At 66.4% G+C, this 5,542-nt stretch carries 4 protein-coding genes; 1 reads left to right on the top strand and 3 read right to left on the bottom strand.

From position 1 onward, the window contains the following. The first annotated feature begins 184 nt into the window (after window positions 1-184). On the top strand, window positions 185-700 hold the full coding sequence (locus tag G6018_RS01810) for a GNAT family N-acetyltransferase (protein WP_347237764.1): 516 nt from the start codon (window positions 185-187) through the stop codon (window positions 698-700). A 591-nt stretch (window positions 701-1,291) separates the two neighbouring features. Here the strand turns inward: G6018_RS01810 and G6018_RS01805 are convergent. The 3 genes from G6018_RS01805 to G6018_RS01795 all read right to left on the bottom strand — a co-directional run. Next, complete coding sequence (locus tag G6018_RS01805) at window positions 1,292-4,054, bottom strand: S8 family peptidase (protein ID WP_347237763.1); 2,763 nt, start codon at window positions 4,052-4,054, stop codon at window positions 1,292-1,294. Next, window positions 4,051-5,007, bottom strand: a complete 957-nt coding sequence (locus G6018_RS01800; RefSeq protein ID WP_182609850.1) for an AAA family ATPase — start codon at window positions 5,005-5,007, stop codon at window positions 4,051-4,053. Before G6018_RS01800 ends, G6018_RS01805 begins: the two co-directional genes overlap by 4 nt. A gap of 355 nt (window positions 5,008-5,362) precedes the next feature. Further along, window positions 5,363-5,542, bottom strand: a 180-nt coding sequence (locus tag G6018_RS01795; protein WP_182638564.1) for a hypothetical protein, incomplete at its 5' end; no start/stop codon positions are given.

The raw sequence follows: 5,542 nt of genomic DNA, 5'->3' as shown, positions 1-5,542 counted from the left end.
GGCCCGACCTCCCACGGCGGGATGGCGCTCGACCCGCGGACCCACTCGATGGTCGCCCGGGCGCTCGGCGGCGCGGGCGCCTGCTGAGACATCCGGGGCCGGGCCGCACCGACACCAGGGCAGGGCGCCAGGGATGTAGTGCCCCAGACCGCGTTGCACGGGTCGACGAGAGCGAGGAAATTCGGTGACCACGCACAGTATCCGGCCCGCCAGGGAAAGTGATCTGGTCCCTGTGCAGGACATCGAGCGGTCGGCTGGCTCACCCTTTGCCGAGATCGGGATGACCGTGGTGGCCGAGGACGACCCGCCGTCGGTCAGCTCGCTACTGCAGTTCGTGCAGAACGGGCGGGCGTGGGTCAGCACCGTCGGGGCCGATCGGCCCGTGGCGTACCTGCTGGCGGATGTGATCGACGCCAATGCTCACCTCGACCAGGTCTCGGTGCACAGCGATTTCATGCACCGTGGGATCGGGACCGCTCTACTGAATCACATGATCGGTTGGGCGCGGGAGTGCGGCCTTCCCGCGGTCACTCTGACCACCTACACCGACGTCCCGTGGAACGGGCCATATTACGAGCGTCATGGGTTCCGGTACCTCGCCGAGAAAGAGGAGACCCCCGGCCTCAAGGAGATCAGAGCCGCAGAGATCGCCCGCGGCCTTGACCAGTGGCCGCGCGCCTGCATGCGCAGGGAACTGTGAGAAGGTCATGGCTCCTGCGACCGGGGACGCGCCGAAGAACCGGCCCTTGTCCCGGCCACGGACCTCACCGGCCGCGTACTCACCACGGCGGGTGATGATCGCGAACGTCTATTGACTTTCGTCGCCGTAGACCTTTGTAGGAAACGCCTTCCGCGTCGTTGGCGGACGTCTGTCGGGTTTCCCGGAGTAGGAGCGAACCACTCTAGCTTTGAGATTCGGCGCGTCTCCATCGCGCGCTTCGACCACCTCCCGGTCGAGGAACTCCCGCTTCGAGTCGGCCGTTCACTGCGCAGGCCAGACATTCGCTCGGACTCGGGGACGAGGCGGCCAGCGTCCCGTAGACCCCTGATAGGCGCTCGGGTTCTGGACGACACTCATGTGCTACATGAACCCGAGGCAAGCCCCATGGCTCGAGCTGCGGTAACCGCAGATCCGCTTCATGCCCGTCAGCTGTCGCGTCAGAGGATCGTCAAGTGAGACACCTGAACCAGTCGCTCCGGGAGTCTTGGTACGTCTTCTGGGAGGGGGGTGAGATCCCCTCGTTCGATCCTTACTGGTGTTCTGTTGGTATCTGAAACGTCCACCGAGAGATCAGTTCTGAATCCGGCCACGCTCGCGAGCCTGCGCACGCACCAGCTGTCGCAGCTGTGCACGGGCCTCGTCGTGGATCGTGGTTGAGGTGGTTGTCGCGGTCTGGATCGAGACGACCAGGCCGTAGCGAACGCTCTCGCCCTTGCGCAGCGTCTGGGCGTCACGCATGCACTCCACCTGGAGGGGGAGCGTCTCACTGGCGCCGAACACCATGGCGCGCTCGCCCTCGATGATTTCGTGCTGGCAGCTGCCCTTGCGAACGCTCCAATGGGTGGCCTCAGCACGGTCACCGGCGGTGATTGCACGGTCGGGGAGTTCAAAGTAAACCTTTGTGCCTCGGTAGCGGCTGAGGTTGCCCGCGGTGGGGGCCATGTAGGCCAGCGTAATGGTGATGCGGTGCCACTCGGGGCGTGCGCGCAGTGAGGATGGGAGGGGGACCCGGTAGGTGTGGCTTTGCTCCCGTTCGATGGAGCCGCCCGCGATGAGTGCGGCTCGGTTTGTCGCGGCATGTCCCAGCAGCGCAGGATCAAGGACGCCGTAGCCGAGCATGGCGGTCAGTTCTCGCCGCGCTCGTTGAGGATCCAGCGCCAAAGAGTCGCGCAAGTGACGCGCAGCAGGACCCCACGAGCTTGCGTGCACGAGCAGCGCGCGGACCAGCACCGGGTGGTAGAGCGCGTCGGGGAAGGCGGGATCGCCGGCCTCAGCGCCGGCCTCGAGCACGTCGAAGACGCCGCTGGCTTCGCGTGAGACCAGGGCGGCGGCGTTGCTGGTGCCGACAGTGAAGGCCGTCGCGGAAGTTGCCCCGCCACGTCCGGGCACCGCGACTCTCGTGCCGGGTCCGGTGGCATACGTGCGCAGGGGATTCAGGACTACCTCGTCTGCGTCTTCCCCGGACCCCACACTGGGGAGTAAGGGGCGCTCGTAGAGCGTCACTCCACCGGTGTGGTGCAGGTCGGGCTTAATCGAGCGGCCGACGCCGGGCCCGACTGCGCCGTAGAACGCAGGCGTGCCCGGCTCGTTCAGGTTCCAGGCCGTGTCGGGACGGTTGCCGGGCTGTGCTGCGCTTAAACCGGTGTGGTCGGGCCCTGAGGCGGGGACGTTAGAGCTGGCATCGGCATGCGTGGCGCCGACGGTGAGCGCGTTCATCGCATCGCCTGGAGGCAGGAGCCCACGCTTTCGGCTGTTTGCTCGAGCAGCGCGCAACGCAGCAACTCGCGCGGCGGTCAGCTGGTTGGCCTGCGAAGCGGGAATCGCCAGCGGAAGGGTGTGGTTGCCGGCGCTGACTATGAAGAGAAGGTTGTACTCCAGGGCGAGCCAGTCGAGTAGTCGCCCAGTTGGGCTCATTCGCCTAACCAGGGCGCGGGCCGGTGAGCCAATAGAAAGGTTGACGATGCGCACGCTCGGCGCGGTCGCATCACGGCCAGATTCTCCCTTGATCATGCGGCGAATAGCGCGGTGCAGCAGATCGGGCAGCAGGACGTTGTCGAGGACCTGCTCGGCTGCCGAGCTCAGGGGGTGGGGTTGGAGGATGGGGCGGACATACAGGGGCCTGTGTAGTGGATCCCCGCCGGCATCGAGGTCGCCGTGGATGATTAGCGAGGCCATGGCGGTGCCGTGATGGCGTGCTGAGACTGGATAGTTGACGCCCAGGCCGTCGGGGTCGTCGACGCTCAGCCGGCCAGCCAGGCGGTCGTGGTTGGCGAAGGGAAGCCCGTCGAGAAGAGCGATGCGAGGCAGCGCATCCGCAGGTCTGGCCGACACGACACTGCCGTCGCTGGAGTCGGTGTGGTCCGGGCCTGCGTCGTCTGAGTCGTCCTGAATATCGAGTTCGGGCTGGGTGACTGTCATCGGGGCGAACGGGGTGACGAACATGACCTCGTCGGTGGTCAGCAGATCGATGGCTTGAGATCCGCGCTCGAGTGCCTCTTCTACTTGCTGGACCGGCAGCTCAGCCAGTATGGCGTGGTAACCGATCTCGGCGATCTGAGCGCGGTGCAGGACCCGTCCGCCAGCCGCGGTTAGTACTTCTTCGACGTGTCCTTCAGCGTAGGTTCGATCCGGGGCTCCGCGACGGAACCACAACTCGACCTCGACGCGTACTGGACTGATCGATTGGCCGACGAGCTCCAGGTGCTCACGCCACTGTTCAAGCAGCCCTGTCTCTCGGACGCGGTCCTGCGGGCCCCACCTGCGGATGGCGCGTAGTTGGGCGAAGGCGTGCTTGAACTTGCCCAGTCCGTGCTTAAACGTGATGTCTGGGTCATCCAGCCAAGCCTCGAAAAGGGTGACCAGCTGGCCGGCAGCCTCGCTGTTGGACATCACCAGGTACAGCGAGCGTGAGACCTGGTCGTCGAGTTGGCCCTCGGTGGGAGAAAAGCTGGCGAAGTCCTCGTCGGGGTCGGTGTCTTCGTCGAGGAACTCGGAGAGGAACTCCAGGCCCTCAATCCGGTCGACGGCGTTGCGAAAGTCGGCGACCGATCCGGCGAGGTCGAAGACCAGTACCAGTTCAGGGTCGAGCTCGTCGGCGTCGTCGTCACTTAGATGGACGCGCCGCCTGTCGAAAGCCTCGACGAGGGCACGGAATTGCGGGGACAGCCTCTCGCCCTGGCGTGTAGCTCCGGGGCCTCGAACTACAGGTGGGACCGAGGGGGGCAGCTTGTGTCGGTCGCCCACAGTCGGCGCAGTCAGTGCCAGCAGGGTTCGCGAGTCGGAGCCGGGGGAGGGGCTGGATCCTTCGGCACCGGCGGTGGGTTGCTGACTCACCCGCTCGCCTGGTTGCGCCAGTGTTCGAGGCGTTCCCTCACGATCCGTTTGTGATCGGAGTCGGGAAGTTCGAGGACGGCGCGGCGGCGTACGTCGAGGGCGAACTCTTCCAGCTCTGCGTAGCTCGCGCCGGCGAGCTTGTCGGCCAGGGTGCGCGGGGCGAACCCAAGGTCGCCACCGAATCGAGCGGCGAGCCGTTCGAGGTAACGGGTGGCTTCGGCGCGACTGGGGGCATTGAGCTCGGCGCGAATCTGGAACCGGCGCCAGGCCGCTCGGTCGAGCAGTTCGCTGTGGTTGGTGGCTCCGATCAATATGACGTGGGCGGGCAGGCGGTCGACCTGCAGCAGCAGCGTGGAGACCACTCGCTTGATCTCGCCGGTCTCGTGCTCGTCCGAGCGTTCCTTGGCGACGGTGTCGAGTTCGTCGAAGAACAACACGCAGCGGCGGGTGCGGGCGAACTCGAAGGCGCTGTCGAGTCGTGCGGCGGTCTCACCGAGGAAACTCGAGACCACCCCCTCATAGCGCACCACATACAGCGGCAGCATCAACTCGGCTGCAATCGCCTCAGCGACGCTGGTCTTACCGTTGCCCGGGGGACCGGAGAGAAGCAGACGATTGCGTGCCTCGATGCCGTAGCTGCGTAGCAGCTCCGAGCGCCTCTGCTCCTCCACCAGCTCACCGATAACCCGCCTCGGCACGGGCCCGAGGTCGAGATCAGAGAGACGTCGTTCCGGGACGACCTCTTGGAGTAGGTCACGTACCGCGGAGGCGCGGTCGTCGCGAGCTCGCCCCTGGCCCGTGGTGGTGATGATCTCGGAGAGCCTATCGGCCAGCAGGTGGTGCTGGTTGGCCCGTTCCTCGGCAATGACCGCCTCGACCAGCACCTTGAACCGGTCCTTGTCCCCGCGTCGCTCAGCCTCGACGAGATCGAGCAGCAAGTCGGCTCGCGCCACGTCGGCCTCCCTAATGGACATATCAGACCCCCGGATAATACCGACCGCTCACACCTCACGCGGGCAAGACGGGCCGGGCGCTCCCATGGCGCGGTCGCAGGTCCCTCGCCTGCCTTGCGGGCCGTCCGGTGGCGACTCCGCCACGATCCACTCGAACCAGTGCAGACGAGCGAGCCTGCCTGCCTCTCACTTGTCAAGACGGAGCTCTTCGGCGACCTAAATTCGCTTGTGGCGACGCATCCGTTCGTGAGAGCCCCAATCAGTGCGGCCTCCGAGGAGCCCCTCGACAAGAACCTATCCGCCTCGGTCACGATCACACCCTGAGACCGCGTCGGCCTCGATGGCCCGGGGAGGGTCAGCCGCTGCCGCTGCTGCGACCCTCCACGCTCCGGCCGTCGCCGCCATGCCGCCGGACCAGGTCGACCGAATCCCGGAGCCCGAGACCCGAGTGCGCGACCCGGAGTCGGCGGACCGCGTCGACCTCACCGGACGAGGCCTGCACCGCCTCGGCGACCTCGCCCGCCCCGAGCTCGGA

The sequence above is a fragment of the Dietzia sp. DQ11-44 genome (genome assembly GCF_014145205.1).
Classification (GTDB): Bacteria; Actinomycetota; Actinomycetes; order Mycobacteriales; family Mycobacteriaceae; genus Dietzia; species Dietzia natronolimnaea.
The sequence above is the reverse complement of the archived record's forward strand: the minus strand, read 5'-3'. Positions and strand labels throughout refer to the sequence as shown.